The following is a 19,664-nucleotide window of genomic DNA, read 5'->3' as shown; positions in this document are numbered from 1 at the left end:
GTTGCCCTCTAGGGGTTTAGGACGAGTGTTGGCGTCTCAGTAGACGTTGCCGGCGGCGCTCCTGGCGAGCCTTGATGTTGCCCATGAGACCTTTGCCGCGAAGCCAACCGCCTGGTTTATTGCGCCGGCCGTGGACCACACGCTCAGTTAACGGCGCGTGCCTAATCTGATCGGCTTCGGCGCGCACCCGCGAAGACAGTTGGGCGTAGAGAGAATAACGATGCAGCAGCCGTTGGCGTGCCTCAGTGAGGGCCTCCAAGTGGGACGACCAGTTATCGGCAGCTAACGTGTCTCGAATAACGCCGATTGCCCGGTCCGGGTCATCGATTGGCAACCAAATGAAACTGCCTTCCGGGAAATAGTCGGCAATGTTTGTGGCACCGAAATACAGCGGAACCGTGTAGCTCAAGAAGCAATCCGCAATCTTCTCAGTCCAATAGTCATCCTTGGACGTGTTCTCAATGGCAATCGAGTATTGGTAGGGAGCAATCCCGTCCCATTTGTCATCAAGAGTGTGCTCACGGCCATGCCCAAAAAGGTCAATTTCCGGAAATTCGCTCGCTACGCGTTCAATGAACGCGTGGCGAGCGCGGTGACCGGGAATGTCGGTTTTCGTGCTGGCAATAGCCGATAACGTTCGAGGTTTTGCGGGTGGCTTCAGTTGGACTAGTTCGTCAAAGGTTTTTCCCACCCACCAGTCCAAAACTGGTGGCGCAGTGTGAACAACGCTTTCGCGCGGAAGGTGAAGGTGTGTGTACACCCGGTCATACCCGGGAGCAACAGGGCGAGCCACGAGTGGTTCGTTGTCCCACTTCCAGATGTAGCCCTCGCGGGCAGTGACCTTTTGGTCGTAGCGCAAATAGTTTTGAATGAAGACCACATCAGCGGGTTCATCGCCTACCAGGTCAAAAATGACATCGCAGTGGTCCAGTGCGCCTCCCGGCATTCTGCGTCGAAGAGCCTCTTCGTCGAAAGGCCCACGTTGGGACATCATCCGAATACGAATAGGTTCGACTTCCTTGGGGGGCACATTCACCTCGGGCACCCTTTAAGCCTAAGCGGACCCGGGGCACACCCTTGCTCCTGCTATTTTCTGAAAGTCAGCGTTTTTGGAGCTCTGACGGCCACAGTGAAGCTATGCCTTCGACACACCTGTTGTCTTTCGCCGCCCTAGGCCTTCTCGTAGCGCTTGTGGGTTGCACTCCGCAAGCCTCAGTGGAGGGCGATCAGCCCCTCGACACACCCGCCCAGGTGGAACCTGAGCGCCTCGAACAGGACGAGCCAGATGGTGAGGAGCGACCCACTGACGCAGAGCCACAAGAAGTCTTGAGTGCGTGTGAAAGTAGCGAGCGAGGGCAGACACAAACCATCGTTCAAGCTCAAACGGGCGCACTGGGTGGCGGTGATTTCGAGCTCGCTTATTCTTATGCGACTCCTGGTTTTCAGTCAGCGGTGTCCCTCGAGCAATTTGCCGGGTTGATTGCTGCCAGCTACCAGCCCCTCTTGGGCAGTGCCGACCTTGAGTTTGGCAACTGCCTCATTGACCAATCCGCCACGAGAGTGGCTCTAGATGTGGTTGTGCGAACAACGCAGGGCGAAGCCTTGGGATTGCGCTACGTGTTACTCGATACCGAAGAGGGTTGGCGGGTTGATGGCGCCAGCGATTTTCGCCTCGTCGGCACCCCTGCATAACCAGCAGATGCTAATGCCGGTCTAGTTCTTTTCGGCCGCGGCCTGCTCCAGGACCGCCACATAGGACTCGGCCACAGTTTTCGGGTCCCACAACCGGCGGGCGCGTTCGGTCGCGGCCGCTCCCAGGGTTGAGGTGCGCTCTGAATCTTCGATTACCCAGTGGATGGCGTCAGCCAGAGACTGAGGGTCAAAAGCCTGCGCAAGGGCTCCCGTGACGCGGTCTTCCACAACGTCTGCCAAGCCGGAATTATCGAATGCCACAACGGGTGTGCCACAGCATTGCGCTTCCGCAGCAACCTGGCCGAAGGCTTCTAGTCGGGAGGGCACTACGAAGACATCTGCAGCGGAATACGCCCTGCGCAGCCCCTCGTCATCCAGTCGCCCTAAGAACTGGACGGGAACGCCGCCTACCTCCCGGGTGGGCCCGTCTTCACCGAACACGATTGCCCGAAGCGGCCTTGTGTCTCCCGAGGCGGCGTGCAGGCTCTTCAGGAGGGGAAGTGCGTCAAAGAGTAGACCGGCGCCTTTGTGGGGTTGGCTGGTCCCATTGCCGGCTCCGAACATGACGACCACGGCGTCTTGTTCGATGCCGAAGCTGTTTCTCGCCTTTTTTTGGTCAGTGGGTGCCCAAAACCCGGTATCCATCGGAACAGGTATGACGTGAGTGGGCCGCGTGGCGCTCAGCACACTCGACTTCGCCTCCCGCTCTAACCAGCGGGTCAATGCGACCACGTGAGAAGGCTTTTTCCACTGCCGACGCTTTCGACGAAATGTTTCCCGATCAATGTCGGGTCCTGATTCGCCGGGGGGCCTGGATGCTTTCGAATACCCCACCCGGTAGCGTCCCGTGTCGGTGTAGTGCTCAGCGCCAGAAAACATCCACATATCGGATAGCCGCCAAACCACGGGTGCGCGAAGTCGACCCACCTCGGCAATTGACAGGGTCGCATTACCCAGCCAGCCCAACAGGATGACATCGGGTGTCATCCTGTTAATTTCTCGCCCCAAACCCGTTGGGTAAAGGGCTTGAGAGTGCAACAGGGTGTTTGGTGAGATAAAAGGTTTCCTGGGGAGGTATTTTCGAAACCTGGTGCGAAGAAAATATTGTGCGTATTCCAGCCGACTTCTGGAAGCTTTTCCTCCCACAATCTGTTCGTCGTCGCGGGTTTTATGGATCACCCTAAACGTAATGTCGATGCGGTCAGGGAAATGGGTCCTGATCGCATCAAACACCCGGTAAGCGGCTCGTGCCGCACCGCCCAAACTGTCATGGGCGGCAACAAAGACGACCTTGAGGGGTCGTCTGTCAGTGGTGTCGGGTGTTGGCGTCACGGTGTGCGGATGTCCCTACTCACAATCCTTGGCTACCCGCTGAACGGGGAAGAGGCAGCGAATGTAGCCCCACGCTACCTGGCGCTTCGCGCCAGATCGAGCAAGCCGGTGCTCGCCATGTTGTCGACAATCCCCCGAGCGAGCTGTGTTGCTCCCAACTCGCTCACGTGATCTTGATCGGAGTAGAGGTAATCGCCGCCCGGGGTTGATTGCGAACACGATTGTTCTTCGCACAGAAATTCCCACGGTTCAATCAGATGAACGAAATCGCGATTTTGCGCAAGATCTTGTTCCACGGCGATGAACTCACCGTGTCGGGCAAGGTAGTCCTGTTTGGAGACCGTGTCACCGAATTCAAAATCAAACCACGGAGCAAAAAGCAGTTCGGCCTGCGAAGCAGGCTTGCCCGCACGACCCACCTCTTCTGGGCGGAAGGCAAAATCTGGAACCCCAGAAACGACGATTATTTGCGCTCCCGAGGCACCAAAAATGTCGAGAGTGTCTTGAAGGGCGCTGCGGTAAGCGTCAACAGCAGTGCTCTCGTTCACGGCGATACCAGACCCCTGGTCAATCAATTGGATTTCTGAATCACCACCAGAGTTGACGGTCGTAAATCGCCCGGCCGTGTACCCGTGGATGATGACGACCCGCGGGGTCTTCTCCTGCACCAAGCTTCTGACCTGTTGGGAAAGCTCCTGGCATTCTTCGTGGACGCTCGTCACCGTAGTGCTGGGCAAGTGCAGGCATCCAAAAGTACGAGCCACCACAGCCCCGTACATTTCAACCCCTTCCACTTCAAGTGCCTCGGTAAGCGCATCACCCACACTCCCCGCATGGGAATCACCGACCAAGAGCACATCAATCGCTGTGTCATCACAGGAGGTCTTCATGCAGTCCCTGGATTCCTCCAGCTGCGGCACCGGAGGGGCTGAGCGCAGCACGCCGGTTTCTTGGAACACCCCGTAAATACCCAAAGTTCCCCCTCCCACGACGAGGGGAAGTGCGATTAGGGCCACCAAAGCGCCAGTGCCGGCCCTCTTCGAAGAAGATGACTGCCCACCTGAGGGCACTGCTGATGGCGGATCGCCGTCAGCAGGGTTTTCTCCAGCGCTTTCTTTGGCACTTTGGGGAGAGTGAGCGTTGACGGGTTGGATGCCCCGGTGTCGCTTCATGAAGGGCTGCTCGATGAAACGAAAGGACAGGGCGGAAAAGCCAATCGTGACGGCAAACGACAGGCCAATGGAAATCACTCCGTCGCCCAGCCGGCTGGTCACGAACAACCACACGGGCCAATGCCACAGATAGGCACTGTAGGAGCGATCACCCAACCATCGCAGTGGGCGAAGTGCCGGTGACTGCACGAGAGATTTGCTGAGCGGAAAAATTAATAGCCCGGTGACTGCCACCATGGGAAACACTGTCGGCCAGCCCGGCAGTAAGTTCGACTCAGGGACCAGCGCAAAAGATCCGAGAAGTACTGCGAGGCTTCCCAGCGAGATGCTCTGACTCTTCTTAGTGCCGCTTTGCGGAACGAACAGGGCGGCAAGAACCCCGAAAAGGAACTGCCATGCCCGAGTGAGCGGTGAGTAATACCCAAAAGCAGCGGAGAGTCCAGTGGATTCGGTGAAGATGCCTCCCCAGCCCAGCTGATCGTCCCAGTCATTGAGGAGGGCAAACGCGAACGACGTGACCAAGAGGGCTGAGACCACAAGGGTGGAGCGTTTAGCCCGCGCGCGGGCCCAAGGGCTGGCAATGGCCGCAAGAAAAATCAGGGGAAAAAGAAGATAAAACTGTTCCTCAACCCCCAAAGACCAGAGGTGGAGGAGCCAGTTTTCTTCAACGCCCGGGTCAAAATAGTCACCTCGTGTGACGACCTCCACACCAATGTTTCCGGCAAAAAATAATGACCACACCGACATTTCCACCTGGTCGGCAAAACCCCTCGGGGCTAACGTGACCGCAGCGCCGATCAGGGTAGCGGTCAGGACAACAACGAGGACGGGAACAAGGCGAAAGAACCTGCGCTTCCAAAACTCCGCCAAAAAAGCCCTGTGTGACGGGTGCTTATCGCGCAATGACCACATGCTGAGGGTAATGACGAAGCCGGAAATGACGAAGAACACGTCAACGCCTAAGAAGCCCCCTGGAACCAGCGCGCCGAAGTGGGCCAGCATGACCCCGAGGACAGCCACCCCCCGAAGCAGCTGAATATCGATGCGCCTCGCCACGGCGAAGTTGGTGGGGACGGAAGTATTCACGACGCCTCACCCTCCGCCGTTTCGGCTAACTCACCCAAACGTGTTTGAAAATTCTGGGAAAAATGAAAGCGTTGAGAGGCGAATGCTTGAGCCGCCTGTGGACTAACCCTCATCAGTTTCTCGCCTTCTCGTGCTGCCGATTGGGAGGAAAATCCCGCGTTCCTCCGCTTTGTGGAGGCGAAAAAACCACAAAGGTGGGCCCCGTGGGACTCGAACCCACGACCCACGGATTAAAAGTCCGATGCTCTACCAACTGAGCTAGAGGCCCGCCAATAGTGTAGTAGTGCCCAGCAAAGGTTGTGCACCCCGAGCCGTGAAACAGCTTGGACACAATCGCGTGGCATACTTACACGGTCGATTCGTGCCTGGAAGGGGCCCCTATGAACCGCGTCGCGCTGCGTCGTTTTGTCGCTCTGAGTGTTGTTGCTGCTTTGACCCTGGTGGGTTGTGCGCGGCCAGACGAGCCGGTAGAGGTCGAGGAGTCAGCTCCCGCTGAAGAACAAGTCGAGGAAGTTATTGAACCACCCCGGCATCCCCTAACCGGCGAAGAAGTGGTGGAAGGCTCCGTCACTGGGCCGGCCGTCATGGCGAAAATCGATCACGAGAACCGCCCCTACGTGAACTTGCACCGCGCGGACATCGTCATTCAGCAGCTCATTCCGCAAAACGGCACGCGCTTCATCGCCATTTTCCACTCTGACGTTCCTGACCAAATTGGTTACGTCCGCTCATTTAGGCCACACGACCTCTACATGGCCTCGCCCTTCCAAGGCCTGTTGGCCTCCTCGGGAATGTTTGCCCTCGTCGTGCCCTTCTGGGAAGACACGGAAGCAGCCGGTGTCAGACAGTATGTCTGGGATTACCGCACCGCCGAGGACCGTGACCTGTGGTCGACGGTGGATAAGAACTATGCGATGGCCTCCAGCGTGCTCTTTGCGGCTGCAGATGCTCAGGCAGCAAACGCCACACTGGCACCGCCCCAGCAGTACTTCGAATATGTCTCGGACCCGGCGGAAGCCTCCGCTGCGGCGGGAACACCGGTGTCAAACTTCACGACCTACTTCAGCGAGTCGGCCACTAACGACTACGTGACTTCGGTGTGGGAATGGAATGCCACAACTGGGTTTTTTGAAAAGAACTTCATCAACGGAGACCCTGTCTCGGTCGAATCCGGTGAACAGCTAGCAGTGACCAACCTGGTCGCCATCAGCGTCGAACACGATGACTTTGTGGGTCAGCCTACAGCTCGGATGCTCAACGGCGGTGGATCAGCGTGGGTGGCAACGGGTGGAAAAGTCATCGAAGCAGACTGGGAAGGTGGCGCGCTCACCGAACCCATCACACTCACTTCCGGGGGCGAACCAGTGAAGCTTGCGCCGGGTAAAACCTGGTTCATGATTTTCCCCGGCGATGCCTCCACTGCTCGCACCGCAGCGTGGGGTGGCCCGGGAAGCGTGTCCTACGAATAGGACGCGCTTCACTAGCTGACGACTCAGTTCACTCCTGAGCTGCCTAGTGGGCTCGCCTCTTGGCTGGAGTCTGCGGGACGCTTGGATAGTGCTCTTTCTCGCATGGCGAGAAAGAGTGGGAAGGTGAACGCGAAGGCGGTAACCCCGGAAACTAAGATGTAAGCCCAGAGGTAGCGCATCCCTAGCCTCTTGCCCTCCAGCAAAATAAAAGCCGAACCGGCGACGGCGACAACTAACAAATCGAGGGAAAGGACCCAGTCGAGCGAGCTGGTAAACCACGCCTCCACATAGTCACTGCTGGTCGCACCACCCATGACGGCAAGGCCGTTAAACACCCATGCGGTAATCAAACCCGCGATGGCGACGAATAGGTAAAACCAGAAGCGAGAACGCTGTGCACGTGTCATTGTCATGCCCACACGGTAGGGCCGCCAGCTGAACAGTGTCGTCACCTGATTGCCATCACCTGGTTGGCATTGCTTGGTCGATTCGATGGAGACTCTTCAGCAGTTCCTCCTACGCTGGGGGCATGACGGATCGCCCCCACAAGCCTGTGTCGATGGCGCCGTGGCGTTTAGAAGCCTCAGGAAGTGAGGAGGACGCCATCTGGCGCCTTCACCCTGAGCGGCGCCTTGCCATTGCCCACGACACGGCCCAACTGCTTGTGCGAGGTGTGGATGGCGGAAACTCTTCCGACACCCTGGAGCGCTTAAACACTTTTGTGGACCGTGAAGGTGTGGATACTTTGGCGGAATTGTGGGCAGGTGCTGATTCAGTGAGTCTGCCGGGCGCACTGTGGCGACTTTTTCGTATCCGAGAACAGGTTCGCTCCAGGCCGGACGTGATCGGTGAAGTGGTGCAACGCGGACTCGATGCATTGGACACGATTGACCCGGTTGTTGTGGGTGCCGAGGAGCCTGTGACAGCTTCTGGGGTGGGAGAAATCATCGACCAGGTGTTACGCGGTGGCTTTAGTGGGAACCTTGCTCCGGCCCTCGAGCGGGCTTCCGCATTAGCGCGCGTCATTGCCGCGGGCCTGTTGCATTGGCCATCAGCCGACGAGCACAGCGAACACGAAGTGGCTCTCAGGAGCCTCTCTTGGGGCGTGGTGGCAACAGAGCTTGCTGATTGCGCCAAGCGCGAAAAAAACGGCCAGCTTCGCTAGCGTGCTGGCCGTTAGTCTGGGGGAGCCTGGTCGCAGTAACCCCGGGCTCCATTATTTGCCGCTGCGAGCGGCCTCGCGCCGAGAGGCGTTCTGCGGCCAGGCTTTCACCCCCGAACTGTTCAGTGATTGCTCTCTTTGGTTCACCCCGGGTAGGTGAGGCTGACTGTTTCTGGGGGTTAGTCCTCGGGAGCTCGGTGTGCTTCCACCGCCACAATCCGAGGAACGTCGGTCTCCAGCGAAAAATGGAGGACAACAAATTCCCCGGTGCTCATCCCGAGGTGTTGCTCGACCAGTCGACCTGAGCCTTGGGCGCTGATATCGCTGGCCGCTTTAAGAATTTGGGGTAATACGGGGCCGTGTGAGCACAGCACGGTGGGGCGTTTTTTCGACACCGTTTTGGTGACAATGCTGATCGGGCCTTCAGCGCTTGGTTCCCAGGCGTCCTGACTGATGCGTTTTCTGGTCACCACATCGAGACCGGTCTTCCTGGCGATGGGTTCAATGGTGGCGAGGCACCGTGTGGCGGGGCTGGAGACCAGTCGCTCCGGTGCAAAGGCTGCGATTCCGCCTGCTTGATATTTGGCTTGGTTGAGACCGCGTTGAAGCAGTGGTCGGGTGTGGTCGGGGCCGTCCCAGTTTTCTCTGGGCATGGCTTTGCCGTGTCGAAGCAAAATCAGCGGAAAGGTCCGCTCCAACCCGGAGTCGACCAAGTGTTGGAAGTTCTCCAAAATATCCGCGTCGTGGGGGTAGCTGAGCTTCTTTGACGCTTTGGCCAGGGAGACCCACTCCAGCGCAAAAATTTCGTTGTTTGATTCAAACGGTGCACGCTCAGCCTCGCCCGGGTCCACTTCAGTCGCCCAATAAAACACTTCTTTATCTCGACCGCTGGGGATGGTGTAATCCACTCGGCCCAGGTAGGCGCCGAGGGTGACGTGGAGCCCGGTTTCTTCCAAAATTTCCCGTTTGGCACACTCCGGGATGCTCTCACCGGGGTCCCGTTTGCCTTTAGGGATGGAGACGTCTTTATGTTGTGTGCGGTGAACCAGGAGAACCTTGATGTCACCGTCGACGCGTTTCCAACAGACCGCGCCACCAGCGACGACCGGTTTTTCCTTCTTACTCACCCGTTATTACCCGAACGGCTGGTACTGGCTTTGTGACGTGCAGTAATCGCGGACATGGTTTCTTTCTGAATATCGACAAGACGGTCACCATTATCCGCCACTGCGTGTCGAATCCATTCACCCGAACTGGTCAAATGCCATGAGGCGACATCGTCGCTCATGCCCCGGTCCATATGCGTGAGCACCCGGTCGATGTGTCGGGGGTCGGAGAGTTTGAGAAGAACTTCAATTCGACGGTCCAAGTTGCGATGCATCATGTCGGCAGAGCCGATATAGACAATCGGGTCACCGCCGTGGTGGAAGGAAAACACCCGTGAGTGCTCCAGGTAGCGCCCGAGGATGCTTCGCACCCTGATGGTGTCGCTCACGCCGGGTAACCCCGGTACCAGGGCACAAATACCTCGCACCCAAATATCAATTTCCACACCGGCTTGGCTTGCCCGGTAGAGCGAGTCGATGATCACTTCATCGACCAGCGAGTTCAACTTGAGGATGATTTTTGCCGGCTTACCTTTCAGGGCCGCCTGGGTTTCATTGTCGATGTGTTTCAAGAGCCCTTTTCGCAGGTAGCGGGGGGCGACCAATAAGCGAGTGAACTTTTTCTCAATGGCGTAGCCGGAGAGTTCGTTGAAAAGCCTGGCGACTTCTTTACCGACCGATTGGTCGGAGGTGAAGTAGCCGTAGTCTTCATAAATTCGACTCGTTTTGGGGTTGTAGTTTCCCGTTCCGATGTGGGTGTAGTGGCCAAGGCCACCGCCTCGCTCTTGTCGAATGACAAGAGCGAGTTTGCAGTGGGTTTTTAGCCCGACCAACCCGTAGACGACGTGCACACCGGCTTTTTCCAACTTTTTTGCCCAGGTGATGTTTGCTTCTTCATCAAAGCGGGCTTTCACTTCGACCAGGGCCAACACTGACTTGCCGGCTTCCGCCGCACGAATCAGTGCCGCAATGATCGGGCTGTCGCCACTGGTGCGATACAGCGTTTGTTTAATGGCCAGCACGTAGGGGTCCACGGCGGCCTGTTCGATAAACGCCTGAACACTGGTGGCAAACGATTCGTAAGGGTGGTGGACCATGACGTCATTAGCGGCAATTGACCTGAAAATGTTGGGCTCATCGGTGGGTTCACTGGGGAGTAGATCAGTGGGGGTGATGGGCACCTGTTTGGAGTATTTAAGATCGGGCCTGTCGATATCGGCTAGTTGGAAGAGGCCGTTTAGTCCTAAGGGGGCGGGGAGTCGGTAGACCTCTTGGTCGGTGATGCCCAATTCGTTGACCAACAACTTCAAGGTCACATCGTCCATGTCTTCGGTGATTTCCAACCGAATCGGGGGACCAAACCGGCGACGGAGCAGTTCCCGCTCGAGCGCTTGGATGAGGTTTTCACTCTCATCTTCATCAATTTCGACATCTTCGTTCCGGGTAATGCGAAATTCGTGGTGTTCCAACACCTCCATACCGGGAAACAGCTCACCCACGTGATGGGAGATCAGGTCCTCGATGGCGATAAAACGCATCCGACCCGAACCGTCATCGGCCAGTGGGTAAAACCGGGGAAGAATCGGTGGAACTTTCACTCGGGCAAATTCGACCCGATCGGTGCGGGGGTCTCGAATACGCACCGACAGGTTCAACGACAGCCCAGAGATGTAGGGGAACGGGTGTGCCGGGTCAACAGCTAAGGGCATCAACACGGGGAAGATTTGTTCGGTGAATACTTCGTGGAGGCCCGCACGGTCAGATTCGGCCAAATCCGACCACGATTCTATGTGGATGTGTTCGGCGTCTAATGCCGGCTTCACCAGCTCGTGAAGGGCAGCTGCGTGGCGCAGTTGGAGTTCGTGGGCCATCTGGGCAATATCGTCCAGCACCTGCTGGGGGGACTTGCCCGTATTGGTGGGAACGGCAATCCCGGTCACGATGCGACGCTTCAGCCCGGCGACCCGCACCATAAAAAACTCATCAAGGTTGCTCGCGAAAATCGCTAAAAACTTGACCCGCTCCAGCAGGGGGACCTGCGGGTCTTCTGCTAACTCGAGGACACGTTTGTTAAACGCCAACCAACTCAGTTCGCGATCAAAAAACCGCTCCGCGGGAAGATCTTCGGCTTCCGGGACACCTTCGTCGTAGTCGTCAATGAAGTCGCCACCGACTCCGGTGGTGACTTCATAGTCGCGTTCACTCGCGTTCACACTCTCCACAGGATTCATGCAAACACTGCTTCGTAAACGGTGGGTAACAATTGGGGCGACACTCGTGTCGCCTTAGTTCTCAGCAGCGAGTTTGGCTGTTGTGGCCGGCGCACTCGATTCGGCGGCGTGTTCGTCGATGACAGCGAAACGGTAACCGACGTTTCGCACGGTACCGATGAGGGATTCCATGTCGCCCAGTTTGGCGCGAAGGCGCCTGACATGGACGTCGACTGTTCTGGTGCCCCCGAAGTAGTCATAGCCCCACACTTCACTGAGCAGCTGTTCCCGGGTGAACACCCGGGACGGGTGGGCTACTAAAAAGCGCAGTAATTCGAATTCTTTAAACGTGAGGTCTAGTGCCCGGCCATTGACTTTGGCCTGATAGGACACTTCATCGATGACGACCCCTGACGATTGAATCATCTCCGAACCGGGCTTTGCCGCCTCTCGGGTCAACGCAAGACGGATTCGGGCGTCAACTTCAGCGGGACCCGCGTGGCTGAGAATGACGTCATCAAAACCCCATTCGGAGTTCAACGCGGCCATACCGCCTTCAGTGACCACGACCATTAGTGCTGAGGACATTCCGGTGGTTTGCAAGATACGACACAGCGCTTTGGCCTGGGCCAAATCGGTGCGGGCATCCACAATGACCACTTCCGCACTGGGGGCGCGCACAAGAGACGCGGGTTCGGCGGGAATAGTTTTCACCCGGTGGGGCAACAGGCCAATGGAGGGCAACACCACAGAGTGGTCGTCACCGCTCAGCATCAAAATACTGGCCATCGACTCACTCTCCTTTCGCCCCCTGGGGGACCCTGTCAGTAACACTCACCGTCACAGCCCGGCCATTTGGCATTTTTGCACTAAACCTCGAGTGTACCCGGGCTGCCCCTTACTGCCCAGGTCAGTGTGTGGGGGGTCCCGCAGGGGGGACACCCCAACGTGTCGTTCACAGGTCAGCAAAAGACCGGAAGCGACCAATAATCTGTGGCTTTTGTGGGAATACTCAGCCGACGCCATAGAATAGGGGCGTGCACAACCTCTTATTTTTGGAAATCTTTTTCCTCGGTCTACTGGGCCTCGCTGTTTTAGCCATTGGCTGGGTGTCCGGTGTGGTGCTCCTGAACCTCTTTAGGGGACAGCGCTAAATCGTGGTCTCTTCGCTACTGGGAATACCAGGAGCCATCGGCGAGACCACCCCTGTCCATTACGGCAACCCTCTCGGCGAGCAAAGAAAGCTCGCCGAAGGCCAGGCGGTCGTTGATCTGGGTGACTACCAGGTCATTACCCTTTCGGGGCCTGACCGGCTGATCTGGTTGAACTCCATTAGTTCCCAAGACTTTTTGGGCCTTCCCCCGGGCCGCACCGTGGAGTCGCTGATTTTGGACCCGAACGGTCACGTCGAAAACCGCTTTTTGGCCGTCGACGATGGAACCACGCTGTGGTTATTAGTCGAACCGGGCGCTGCGGAAGCGTTAGTGGCGTGGTTGACGAGAATGCGTTTTCGTATGCAGGTCGACATTGACCAGGTGAGCGAGCACTGGAATGTTGTCGCGGCAACGGGGGAGAACCCGCCCGCGAGCGCCACGTCCACTACCGAGTCGTCGCCTGTCGTGTGGAATGACCCGTGGCCAAACATTCAACCCGGTGCGGTCGGGTATGGCCCAGAACCACACCCCGGTGCACATTTACGACTGACCTACTGGCTACACCCCAGACAGGAGCTCACCCCGGAGTCTTACCCGGAGTGGGCGGGCAGTGCGGCGCTTGATGCCCTTTTGGTGCGTGCCGCCAGGCCCACCCTGCATGGTGAAGTCGATGAGAAACTGCTTCCCCACGAAGTGGACTGGATTCGTACCGCCATCCACCTAGACAAGGGCTGCTACCGAGGTCAAGAAACGGTGGCGAAAGTGCACAACCTGGGCCACCCGCCTCGGCGAGTGGTGCTTTTGCACCTTGATGGTTCAGGTGGGGAACTGCCAGCAGCTGGCAGTGACGTGAGCCTTGGGGAAAAAACCGTGGGTCACATCACACGGGCGGTGAGGCACTTCGAATGGGGCCCCATTGCTTTGGCGTTGGTGAAGCGACCCACGGACACTGAAGCCGAACTGCACGTGGCGGGTCCAGACGGTCCCATTGTTGCCACACAGGAAGTCCTGGTGCCACAAGACGCAGGGGCCACCAGGCGCGAAGCCATTCGACAAATTCGCTCCGGGGGCTAAACACGCTCCCGACCATTAGGGGCTGACCTCCAGGCGGGAGTTGGTGGGGCGAAAGTGTGTTCGTTACCCCGATTAAGCTGGGGGCATGCCTGGAACCCTGATACTTCTTCGACACGGTCAATCTGACTGGAATCAAAAAAACCTCTTCACCGGTTGGGTTGATGTGCGCCTCACTAACCAGGGCCGGACCGAAGCGGCACGGGCGGGTGAGTTGATGCGCGAAGCAGAGTTACTTCCCGATGTGCTGCACACGTCACTGCTCTCTCGGGCAATCCAAACCGCACACCTCGCACTCGAGTCATGCGACCGGCTGTGGATTCCCGTCAAGCGCTCTTGGCGACTGAACGAACGCCACTACGGAGCCCTGCAGGGTAAAGACAAAGCCCAAACCCTGGCCGAGTTTGGTGAGGAACAGTTTCAGACCTGGCGTCGAAGCTTTGATACCCCACCACCACCCATCGATGACGACAACGAGTTTTCCCAGGTCGGTGACCCCCGCTACGCAGATCTCGAAGGACACCTTCCGAAAACCGAATCGCTCAAATTGGTCATTGATCGGATGTTGCCCTATTGGCGCTCCGATATTCAAACGGATGTGTTGGTGGGTAAGACCACGCTGGTGGTTGCCCACGGGAACAGCCTGCGTGGCTTAGTCAAGCATTTAGAAGGTTTAACCGATGAGGAAGTCGTTGAACTAAACATCCCCACCGGTATTCCGCTGGTCTATGACGTGAATGAGGATGGCACCATTACCGGCAAGGGCCGCTACCTCGACCCGGCTGCTGCCGAAGCCGGAGCTCAAGCCGTCGCCGCACAGGGAAAGAAATAAACCCCAGTTCTTCTGACCTGATGAGGCGCTGGGTGGCGCAACACCACTGCACCCGCAGCGAGTCGGTAGCGCTGTCAAGGTCGCTGCACATATCGCTGTAAAGACTGCGCTCGTATGCACTCTCTCGGAGGAGTGTGCACACGACGTCAGCTGACTACAGGGACTACTCGGAGCTGTCTGGATCCCACTCGCCGGTCAGCAAGTAGAGGACCTTTTTGGAAATCGAGACACCGTGGTCGGCGAAGCGCTCCAGGTAACGAGAGGCCAGGGTCGCATCGACCACGGTGGCGGTTCCTGAACCGAACTCTTCACTGAGAACCGTTTCGAAAACACTCAGGTGGAGTGCATCGATCGAGTCATCGAGGTCGCGGATTTCGTCCACCGTTTTTGTGTTGGGGTCTTGCAGCAGTCCCACCACGAGGCCGGCCATCTTCAAATCGAGGGCACCCATTTCTTTGAAGGTGGGGCGAATTCCTTTCGGGGCGACCTTTTCGGGGAAACGGTAGCGGGCCAGTTGAGCCAAGTGGGAAGCAAGGTCACCCATGCGCTCAAGGGACGCGCTAATACGTAGGGTGGAAATCACTTGGCGCAGGTCACCGGCGACGGGTGCCTGGCGGGCAAGAATCGCGATGGCCTGTTCGTCGAGTTCCCGAACGGCGTCATCAATCAGGTGGTCCTGTGCGATGACTTCTTCCGCCAGTTGCACGTCGGATTGGTTGAACGCGCGCACCGCGCGGTCCATCGCTCCTTCGACACTCTGTGCGATGTCGACGAGGTCATCTTTAAGGTCGGCTAGCTCTTGTTGGAATAGCTGGCGCATGGCGCTCCCTGCTGCAAAGGCGTGTGATGTGTTCTACACCCTGTCGAATGCGGGTAAACGACCGGTGAGAACTTTATGAACTCTTGTACTTTTGTTGCCATTCTAGACGCGCCAGCTCGCATCTACTAGGAGCAGGCGCGTACCCTCTGGTTATGGACCTGTGGATGAGTTGGCCCTTCAGCGGCCTCCTCGGTTTTGTCGCAGGCGCACTCATTGTGGGTGTCGTCTGGATGATTAGACATCCGTGGTCGAGCCCAGGCGGTATTGACAAAGAAGTCGTGCCAGACGGTCTCGACACGGCACTGGAAGTCATTGGCGCCACCGGTCTGGTGCTCGACGAAAACAACCGGGTGATTCGCGCCTCCCGGGCTGCCCTCGATTTGGGTTTCGTGGAAGATCGCCGCCTAGCGATCGACCCGGTCACCAAGTTGGTGAAACGCTCCAGAAAGACCGGCACATCACTCCAAGAAGAATTTGAACTCAACAACTCAGACGGCACCCCACTGAAAGTGTTGGTGCGTGTTGCGCCACTGGGTTCGCGGTTTGTGTTGTTGGTCGCTGAAGACCGGTCCGATATTTACCGCATCGACAATGTTCGCCGAGATTTCATTGCCAATATTTCCCACGAACTCAAAACCCCCATCGGGGCCGTCTCACTGTTGGCTGAAGCGCTCAGTTTCTCAGCCGATGACCCCGACCAGGTGCGACGGTTTGCGTCCAGTTTGGAAAAAGAAGCACACCGGTTAGCGGAGCTCACCGGAGACATTATTGAACTCTCCAGGCTCCAATCCTTGGGGGGTGTCTCAAATGGTGAAGCCCTCCCTATCGATGACGTGGTCAACGCTGCTGTTGACGCCAACAGGGTGTTTGCCGAATCGGCAGAAATAGAACTCGTCGTGAACGCCAAATCGAAAGCCTGGGTGGTGGGCGATCGAGGCTCACTGGTGACGGCAGTGCACAACTTGGTGCGAAACGCCATTGCCTACTCCACGACACCCGCCCGCGTGGGTGTCGGAGTTGTCGTGCGAGACGGGCGGGTGGAAATCTCTGTCACAGACCAGGGGGTCGGAATTCTGGCCAACGAATTAGACCGCGTGTTTGAACGCTTCTACCGCGGTGACCCCGCGAGGTCGCGCCAAACCGGCGGGACAGGGCTTGGCCTCAGTATTGTCAAACACGTCGTTCAAAACCACCGGGGTGAAGTGCGAGTGTGGTCACACCCTGGTCGCGGATCCACGTTCACCATCAAACTGAACACCACCGAACCCGCCCACAATCAGGCACCGGCCGGGGAGAGTCCCACCGTGATGGAACCCAAAAAAGCGGCACCCGTCAACACGAGGCCTTCTGAATTTGTTGCCACCACACCCACTGAGCAGAACACCCAAACCAAGGGGCGTGAGAGGAAAAGCGCGTGAGCACCATTTTGGTTGTTGAGGACGAAGCGTCACTGCGGGAGCCGTTGGAATATTTGCTGCGCCGTGAAGGCTACGACGTGATTGGTGTTGAAGATGGCCTGGAAGCGGTGAAGGTAGCCCAAAGTGACAACCCAGACCTGATCCTCTTAGACCTGATGTTGCCCGGAATGTCCGGCACTGAAGTGTGTCGGGAAGTGCGTGCCCGCTCGGGCGTCCCCATCATTATGTTGACGGCGAAAGATTCGGAAGTAGACATCGTGGTGGGGTTGGAACTGGGTGCTGATGATTACATCACCAAGCCCTACTCCAGTCGGGAACTGTTGGCCAGGATTCGCGCCGTCATGCGCCGCCAAGACGTTGACCAGTCGGGCTCGAATCATGTGTTGGAGCACCACGGCATTCGCTTAGACACCGAAAAACACCAGGTCACCCTGAAGGGCGAACCGGTATCGCTTCCCCTCAAAGAGTTTGAACTGCTGGAGCTGCTCATGGTCAATGCGGGTCGTGTGCTGACCAGGGGTCAAATTATCGACCGCGTGTGGGGTTCTGACTATTTCGGTGACACCAAAACACTCGACGTGCACATCAAACGTCTGCGGTCAAAAATCGAAGCCGTACCGTCCCAACCCACAGTGATTGTCACCGTGCGGGGGCTTGGTTACCGCTTCGAAGCGTAGGTCGAACACCGCTTACACCCGCGAGTTCACATCCGTTAGTTCACCGCTGATAGTTCACATCCGGTGAACTACCGAAGGTGCGAGCTGGAGACTTACGGAACGAGGAGTTCGTACTCTGCGAGGGTTCCATCGAGGACAGGAACCTCGATGATTTCGCCTTGGGCATTGCCGTGTTGGAAGTAAACGGGAAAGAGCGAACCGGCGATGATGCCGTCATCGGAAATGACTAACTGGTTAGCCGGGTCGCTGCCCACCTGGAACAGTTCAGGTTCTGCCGGCAACGCGATGATGTCGGTTTGGCGTGCATCGCTTGGGCCGTATTGAACCCGGAGGTCGACACTTTCTCCCGTGGTGTTCACCACAGTCATCACCAGGTTTGCTTCTGCACCGTCACCGGTAATCAACAAAGCGTTTCGAACCGCAACGTCATCCATCGTGATCGCCACCCCATCGGAGGGGTCGTAGGGCTGCAGGTTCGCGATTTCGGCGGTAAACGTACAGCCGGTAAGGGCGGTTACGGTCAAAGCAGACGCCACAAGTGTTGGTGCAAAGCGAGCGCGCACGGTGGTTGCTGTCCTCCAGGGTGCTACCCCGCTCAGAGTTTCTGTCGGGCGCGGGGAGGTGGTCCGACCCCTCTAGCCTAACCGACAGCGCGGGCATCTGCGGAAGCCACTGGAACGAGCACAGCGTAACTCGTGGGTGACCGAGCGGAATCGTAGCAGTAGTGCTGTGATAAACTGGGGATTTGTTGAAAGGGCGTTACTAAATGCAGTTTGAAGTTGGAGAGACCGTTGTCTACCCACACCACGGTGCGGCAACCATCACCGAGGTGAAGCAACGGACCGTCAGAGGCGAAAAGAAGCTCTACCTCAAACTGAACGTCAAACAGGGTGATCTGACCATTGAGGTCCCCGCAGACAACGTTGACCTGGTCGGTGTGCGCGACGTAATCGGCCGTGAAGGTGTGAACCAGGTGTTCGACGTGTTGCGTCAGCCTTTCACTGAAGAACCCACCAACTGGTCGCGTCGTTACAAGGCCAACCTCGAAAAGCTGGCCTCCGGTGACGTGATCAAGGTGTCTGAAGTGGTGCGTGACCTGTGGCGCCGTGACCAAGACCGCGGTCTTTCTGCCGGAGAAAAGCGCATGTTGGCGAAGGCGCGCCAGATTCTGATTTCCGAACTTGCACTCGCCGAGAAAACTGACGAGGAAAAAGCCTCGCAGACTCTCGACGAGGTCCTCGCCTCTTAAGCCAGGTTGGGCCACCCCGTGACCCTTTCGGTGATTGTGGTCGCTGCGGGAAGTGGCGAAAGGCTCGGTTCGGCGTCGCCGAAAGCGTTTGTGACCCTCGCGGGGAAAACCCTTCTCGAGAATTCCCTGCAACCCCTGCTTGGTCTTGACCGGCCACTCCAGGTTGTCGTGGTGGCACCAGAGGGGTGGTTAACTCCAGCCCACACCCTCGCAGACAGTGTTCTCACTAAGGGTGTTTCTGCCCACGATATGTCTTTCACGGTGGTTGCGGGTGGTGCGACCCGGACGGAGAGTGTGCGCCGCGGCCTCGCGGCTGTAGACGCCGGGAATGACTACGTCCTCATTCATGATGCCGCCAGGGCGCTCACTCCCACAGAGGTCTTCCAGCGGGTCATTGATGCGCTTGAGGCCGGACATCAGGGGGTGATTCCCGTTTTGCCCGTGGTGGACACGATTGTTCCGGTGGACCCTGACACTTCGGTCACCGCACCAGCGCATCCGCGTGAAGAGCTGGGGGCTGTTCAAACACCGCAAGGTTTTCACACCGCTTCGCTGAAGGCGGCCTATGAACAGTTTGGGGGAGATGCCACAGACGATGCGGCCGTGTTGCGCGCGGCAGGCCACGACGTCGTGGCGGTTGCTGGTCACCGCGAAAGTGTGAAGGTGACCTACCCCGAAGACCTGCGAAACCTTGAGCGCGTTGTCGGTGGTGTTCGGGCTCCAGGCGGTGGCGTCATGGTCGGCACCGGAGTAGATGTTCACCAGTTTGACCCCAGCAAACCGCTGGTTCTTGGCGGAATGGATTTTCCCGGTGTTGCTGGTCTTGCCGGACACAGCGACGGTGACGTGATTGTTCACGCGATTACTGACGCACTCCTTGCCGCATCGAGTCTGGGCGATTTAGGGACGCATTTTGGGGTGAACCGGCCCGAATATGAGGGTGTTGCCAGTACCGCGCTGTTGACACACGCACTGGGCCTGTTGCGAGATGCGGGTGTGACCCCCACGTCGGTGTCGGTTCAATACATTGCCAACCACCCAAAAATCGGGCCAGTGCGAAAAGAAATGTGTGAGGCGTTGAGTGTCCTCGTCGGGGCACCCGTACACGTGGCGGGGACCACCACTGATGGCCTGGGTCTTACCGGGCGTGGTGAAGGCGCAGCAGCGATCGCCACAGCACTCGTGGTGCCACACGAACTGGCCTAACCACCTGG

General features: G+C 57.8%; 18 protein-coding genes and 1 tRNA gene. 9 read left to right on the top strand and 10 right to left on the bottom strand.

The genetic code is table 11. The annotated features are described in order from the left end of the window. Nucleotides 1-16 precede the first annotated feature (16 nt). Nucleotides 17-1,045 carry a glycosyltransferase family 10 domain-containing protein gene (locus C3B54_RS08425; protein ID WP_104914102.1) on the bottom strand — a complete coding sequence of 343 codons (1,029 nt, stop codon included), beginning with the start codon at nt 1,043-1,045 and terminating at the stop codon, nt 17-19. Between the two features lie 92 nt (nt 1,046-1,137). Here C3B54_RS08425 and C3B54_RS08420 point away from each other — a divergent pair, with 92 nt between their 5' ends. Beyond that, nucleotides 1,138-1,692, top strand: coding sequence for a DUF4864 domain-containing protein (locus C3B54_RS08420; RefSeq protein WP_104914101.1), 555 nt, complete (start codon nt 1,138-1,140; stop codon nt 1,690-1,692). Nucleotides 1,693-1,713: 21 nt separating this feature from the next. Here the strand turns inward: C3B54_RS08420 and C3B54_RS08415 are convergent, their stop codons facing one another. The 3 genes from C3B54_RS08415 to C3B54_RS08400 all read right to left on the bottom strand — a co-directional run bounded on the left by C3B54_RS08415 (nt 1,714) and on the right by C3B54_RS08400 (nt 5,550). Next, on the bottom strand, nt 1,714-3,024 hold the full coding sequence (locus C3B54_RS08415) for a glycosyltransferase (RefSeq protein ID WP_104914100.1): 1,311 nt from the start codon (nt 3,022-3,024) through the stop codon (nt 1,714-1,716). Between the two features lie 74 nt (nt 3,025-3,098). Beyond that, the gene (locus tag C3B54_RS08410; RefSeq protein ID WP_104914099.1) at nt 3,099-5,282 is read right to left on the bottom strand and encodes an acyltransferase family protein; all 2,184 of its coding nucleotides are present in this window, start codon (nt 5,280-5,282) and stop codon (nt 3,099-3,101) included. A 195-nt stretch (nt 5,283-5,477) separates the two neighbouring features. After that, nucleotides 5,478-5,550: transfer RNA gene (locus C3B54_RS08400), tRNA-Lys, on the bottom strand. Nucleotides 5,551-5,662: 112 nt separating this feature from the next. On the opposite strand from C3B54_RS08400, the gene C3B54_RS08395 reads away from it, so the two are divergent. Next, complete coding sequence (locus tag C3B54_RS08395; protein ID WP_104914097.1) at nt 5,663-6,751, top strand: DUF3048 domain-containing protein; 1,089 nt, start codon at nt 5,663-5,665, stop codon at nt 6,749-6,751. Nucleotides 6,752-6,774: 23 nt separating this feature from the next. On the opposite strand, the gene C3B54_RS08390 is transcribed toward C3B54_RS08395, so the two are convergent. Next, nucleotides 6,775-7,164, bottom strand: coding sequence for a DUF2834 domain-containing protein (locus C3B54_RS08390; RefSeq protein ID WP_245867921.1), 390 nt, complete (start codon nt 7,162-7,164; stop codon nt 6,775-6,777). Between the two features lie 116 nt (nt 7,165-7,280). Here C3B54_RS08390 and C3B54_RS08385 point away from each other — a divergent pair, with 116 nt between their 5' ends. Then, nucleotides 7,281-7,916 (top strand): DNA-directed RNA polymerase subunit beta, encoded by a 636-nt coding sequence (locus C3B54_RS08385; protein ID WP_104914096.1) that lies wholly within the window; start codon nt 7,281-7,283, stop codon nt 7,914-7,916. A gap of 176 nt (nt 7,917-8,092) precedes the next feature. On the opposite strand, the gene C3B54_RS08380 is transcribed toward C3B54_RS08385, so the two are convergent. The 3 genes from C3B54_RS08380 to C3B54_RS08370 are packed head-to-tail and all read right to left on the bottom strand — an operon-like array spanning nt 8,093 to nt 12,018. Continuing rightward, complete coding sequence (locus tag C3B54_RS08380; protein WP_104914095.1) at nt 8,093-9,040, bottom strand: NUDIX hydrolase; 948 nt, start codon at nt 9,038-9,040, stop codon at nt 8,093-8,095. Further along, nucleotides 9,037-11,250, bottom strand: a complete 2,214-nt coding sequence (locus tag C3B54_RS08375) for an RNA degradosome polyphosphate kinase (protein ID WP_104914094.1) — start codon at nt 11,248-11,250, stop codon at nt 9,037-9,039. Before C3B54_RS08375 ends, C3B54_RS08380 begins: the two co-directional genes overlap by 4 nt. A 54-nt stretch (nt 11,251-11,304) precedes the next feature. Continuing rightward, nucleotides 11,305-12,018 (bottom strand): winged helix-turn-helix domain-containing protein, encoded by a 714-nt coding sequence (locus C3B54_RS08370; RefSeq protein ID WP_104914093.1) that lies wholly within the window; start codon nt 12,016-12,018, stop codon nt 11,305-11,307. Nucleotides 12,019-12,386: 368 nt separating this feature from the next. Here C3B54_RS08370 and ygfZ point away from each other — a divergent pair, with 368 nt between their 5' ends. Next, nucleotides 12,387-13,457 (top strand): CAF17-like 4Fe-4S cluster assembly/insertion protein YgfZ, encoded by a 1,071-nt coding sequence (ygfZ, locus tag C3B54_RS08365; protein WP_211286296.1) that lies wholly within the window; start codon nt 12,387-12,389, stop codon nt 13,455-13,457. Between the two features lie 85 nt (nt 13,458-13,542). After that, nucleotides 13,543-14,286 (top strand): phosphoglyceromutase, encoded by a 744-nt coding sequence (locus tag C3B54_RS08360; protein ID WP_104914092.1) that lies wholly within the window; start codon nt 13,543-13,545, stop codon nt 14,284-14,286. Nucleotides 14,287-14,449: 163 nt separating this feature from the next. Here the strand turns inward: C3B54_RS08360 and phoU are convergent, their stop codons facing one another. After that, entirely contained in the window at nt 14,450-15,106 is a 657-nt protein-coding gene (gene phoU, locus C3B54_RS08355) for a phosphate signaling complex protein PhoU (protein ID WP_104914091.1), read from the bottom strand. Between the two features lie 152 nt (nt 15,107-15,258). Between phoU and C3B54_RS08350 the strand changes: the two genes are divergently transcribed. Next, the gene (locus C3B54_RS08350) at nt 15,259-16,524 is read left to right on the top strand and encodes a sensor histidine kinase (RefSeq protein WP_104914090.1); all 1,266 of its coding nucleotides are present in this window, start codon (nt 15,259-15,261) and stop codon (nt 16,522-16,524) included. Next, a complete protein-coding gene (locus tag C3B54_RS08345; RefSeq protein WP_104914089.1) occupies nt 16,521-17,201 on the top strand; it encodes a response regulator transcription factor in 681 nt (226 codons plus the stop codon). The genes C3B54_RS08350 and C3B54_RS08345 overlap by 4 nt, the downstream gene beginning before the upstream one ends. Nucleotides 17,202-17,293: 92 nt before the next feature. Here the strand turns inward: C3B54_RS08345 and C3B54_RS08340 are convergent, their stop codons facing one another. Next, entirely contained in the window at nt 17,294-17,764 is a 471-nt protein-coding gene (locus C3B54_RS08340) for a hypothetical protein (protein ID WP_104914088.1), read from the bottom strand. Nucleotides 17,765-17,967: 203 nt separating this feature from the next. On the opposite strand from C3B54_RS08340, the gene C3B54_RS08335 reads away from it, so the two are divergent. Together C3B54_RS08335 and ispD are read left to right on the top strand one after the other, a co-directional pair. Continuing rightward, nucleotides 17,968-18,450 (top strand): CarD family transcriptional regulator, encoded by a 483-nt coding sequence (locus C3B54_RS08335; RefSeq protein WP_104914087.1) that lies wholly within the window; start codon nt 17,968-17,970, stop codon nt 18,448-18,450. 18 nt (nt 18,451-18,468) lie between these two features. Further along, complete coding sequence (gene ispD, locus C3B54_RS08330; RefSeq protein ID WP_104914086.1) at nt 18,469-19,656, top strand: 2-C-methyl-D-erythritol 4-phosphate cytidylyltransferase; 1,188 nt, start codon at nt 18,469-18,471, stop codon at nt 19,654-19,656. Nucleotides 19,657-19,664: the final 8 nt, after the last annotated feature.

Origin of the sequence: Pontimonas salivibrio, from assembly GCF_002950575.1 — a bacterium.
Classification (GTDB): Bacteria; Actinomycetota; Actinomycetes; order Actinomycetales; family Microbacteriaceae; genus Pontimonas; species Pontimonas salivibrio.
This window is presented reverse-complemented; position numbering and strand designations above follow the sequence as displayed.